The sequence below is a fragment of the Micromonospora sp. NPDC093277 genome, from assembly GCF_044765245.1.
GTDB lineage: Bacteria > Actinomycetota > Actinomycetes > Mycobacteriales > Micromonosporaceae > Micromonospora.
This window is the reverse complement of sequence record NZ_JBIWJO010000040.1, coordinates 1-1777: the sequence shown is the minus strand read 5'-3', so window position 1 is coordinate 1777 and position 1777 is coordinate 1. Positions and strand designations below refer to the sequence as shown.

The window sequence follows — 1777 nt, the reverse complement described above, 5'->3', positions numbered from 1 at the left end:
CCGCTGATGGTGACCGTGTCGATGCGGACGCCGCCGGTGTTGCCGGTGACCGACACCGGGCCGTTGACCTTGCCCTTGGTGATGGTCAGGTCGCCGGTGGCGCCGGTGACGGTGATCGGGCCGGACACCGTGACGCCGGTGAGGTCGAACAGCACCGGGCGGGTGGCGGAGATCGGGCCGCTGATGGTGCCGCCGGTGGCGACCAGCGAGGCGCCCGGGTTGACCGTGACGGGGCCGGAGACGGTGGCGTTCTCCAGGCAGACCAGGCCCGCGCTGATCACCAGCGGCTTGCTGTACTTGCCGGTGATCGTGGTGGTGCACTGCGGACCGGCCTGCCCGATCGTGGACCGGGGTGCGGTGTCCGCGGTGACCGGCGAGTTGGCGGCGAAGTAGTCGACCAGCATGGTGAGGTCGTTGTCGCCGGTGGTGGCCGGGTTGCTGCCGCCGCCGAGGGTGGTGAAGTTGTCGCCGCCGGAGGCGAGGAACGAGTTCACCGTGACCCGGTAGCTGCCCGACGGGTCCAGCGGCGTGCCGTTGAGGTTCACCGAGATGATCCGTGAGCCCTTCGGGGCGTCGGGGTTGTAGGTGTAGGTGAGCCCCTTGGAGACACCCAGCCACAGCACCGGACGGGACGCGCCGTCGGGCTGCCACTGCTCCTCGAGGACCTGCTTGATCTGGGCGCCGGTGTAGCTCTTGGTGACCACGTCGTTGGAGAACGGCTGGACCGCGAACGCGTCGGCGTAGGTGACCGTGCCGTCGCTGCGGTAGGCCAGGTCGGCGCGCAGACCGCCCGGGTTCATGAACGCGATCTGCGCCCCGCCCCGGCCCGGGTCCTTGGTGCCGGCCAGCTGCACGTCGGCGATGAAGTTGCCCAGCGCCGACTCGGCGCCACGGTCCTCGTTGCCGTTGCTGTAGGCCCGCTTGATGTCTCCGGTGATCGCACCGAGCTTCTGCTTGCCCAGCTCGGCCGCCTTCACCTTCGCGGCGGCCACGATGTCGGCCACCGCCGGGTTCTCCGGCGCGCCGACCACGTCGACCAGTTGGACGTCGGAGGCGGTCACCGCGTGCGTCTGCGGGTCGAAGGTCAGGTTGACCTTGCCCAGCCGCATGCCGTAATCCTCGGCCTGCACCACCGGACGCAGCTTGTCCGTCCCCGGGACGGGAAGCTTGAACGCGTACGGCTGGTGGGTGTGGCCGCTGAAGATGGCGTCGATGGTGGCGTCGACCCGGGTGAACTTGCCGAAGACCGGGTCGTTGGCCAGCGCCTGCGCGGAGGTGATGTTCTCCGTCGCGGCGCCCTCGTGGGCGAGCAGCACCACAACGTCGGCCTCGCCGTTGTCCGGGTTGCCGTCCTTGAGCTGACGAGCGACCAGGTTCGCCTCGGCCACCGGGTCACGGAACGTCAGACCCGCGATGCCGTCCGGGCTGACCAGCGACGCGGTCTGCTCGGTCACCACACCGACGTAGCCGACCCGGACCCCACCGATGGTGCTGACCGAGTACGCCGGCAGCGCCCGCTCGTTACCCCGGTACACGTTGGCGCCCAGGTACGGGAAGTCAGCACGGTCGGACACCCGACCGGTCAGGTCGGCCATGCCCTTGTCGAACTCGTGGTTACCGACCGCCGAGGCGACCAGACCCATCGAGTTCAACGCGTCCAGCGTCGGGTTGTCCCCATCGATCGCCGAGACGAACGTCGACGCGCCGATGTTGTCACCGGCGGAGATGAACGCCGTGTTCGGGTTCTGCGCCCGCAACTGACCGACCAGACCAGCCA

The 1777-nt window shown here is 69.4% G+C and carries 1 protein-coding gene; it reads right to left on the bottom strand.

The window, feature by feature from the left end; genetic code table 11:
* Positions 1–1777 (bottom strand): 5'-nucleotidase C-terminal domain-containing protein (locus tag ACIRG9_RS31565; protein ID WP_402864208.1); only part of this gene is annotated, 1777 nt, incomplete at both ends.